Annotated in this window: 1 protein-coding gene; it reads left to right on the plus strand. The window is 63.9% G+C overall.

Going from position 1 to position 1,133, the window contains the following annotated elements; translation table 11 throughout:
• Positions 1-1,132, plus strand: a 1,132-nt coding sequence (locus KHP60_RS24840; protein WP_213566934.1) for an NADP-dependent isocitrate dehydrogenase, incomplete at its 5' end; no start/stop codon positions are given.
• Between the last annotated feature and the right edge of the window lies 1 nt (position 1,133).

A 1,133-nucleotide genomic window follows, 5' to 3' on the forward strand; every position in this document is an offset into this window, starting at 1 on the left:
CAAGCTGATCCACCCCTATCTCGACATCGACCTGAAGTACTACGATCTCGGCGTCGAGCACCGCGACGCCACCAACGACCAGGTCACGGTGGATGCAGCCCACGCCATCAAGAAGTACGGCGTCGGCGTCAAATGCGCCACCATCACGCCGGACGAGGGCCGCGTGCAGGAATTCGGCCTCAAGGAGATGTGGAAGTCGCCCAACGGCACGATCCGCAACATCCTCGGCGGCGTGATCTTCCGCGAGCCCATCATCTGCAGGAACGTGCCCCGCCTCGTGCCCGGCTGGACCCAGCCGATCATCGTCGGCCGCCACGCCTTCGGCGACCAGTACAAGGCCACGGACTTCAAGGTGCCCGGCAAGGGCCGCCTGACGATGAAGTTCGAGGGCGAGGACGGCACGGTGATCGAGAAGGAGATCTTCAAGTTCCCGGATGCCGGCGTCGCCATGGGCATGTACAACCTGGACGAGTCGATCCGCGACTTCGCCCGCGCCTCGCTCAACTACGGCCTGAACCGCAAGTACCCGGTCTACCTGTCGACGAAGAACACGATCCTGAAGCAGTACGACGGCCGCTTCATGAACATCTTCCAGGAGGTCTACGACAACGAGTTCAAGGCGAAGTTCGACGCCGCCGGCATCCACTACGAGCACCGCCTCATCGACGACATGGTGGCCTCGGCCCTGAAGTGGTCGGGCGGCTATGTCTGGGCGTGCAAGAACTACGACGGCGATGTGCAGTCCGACACGGTGGCGCAGGGGTTCGGCTCCCTCGGCCTGATGACCTCGGTGCTGATGACGCCGGACGGCCAGACCGTCGAGGCGGAAGCCGCCCACGGCACGGTGACGCGCCACTACCGCGAGCACCAGAAGGGCAAGGAGACCTCGACCAACTCCATCGCGTCGATCTTCGCCTGGACCCGCGGGCTGGCGCACCGGGCCAAGCTCGACGACAACGCCGAGCTCGCCCGCTTTGCTTCGACGCTGGAGAAGGTCTGCGTCGACACGGTCGAGTCCGGCTTCATGACCAAGGATCTCGCCCTCCTGGTCGGCGCCGAGCAGAAGTGGCTCTCCACCACCGGCTTCCTCGACAAGATCGACGAAAACCTCAAAAAAGCAATGGCGGCTTAAG

This window comes from Microvirga sp. 3-52, from assembly GCF_018383585.1.
Classification (GTDB): Bacteria; Pseudomonadota; Alphaproteobacteria; order Rhizobiales; family Beijerinckiaceae; genus Microvirga.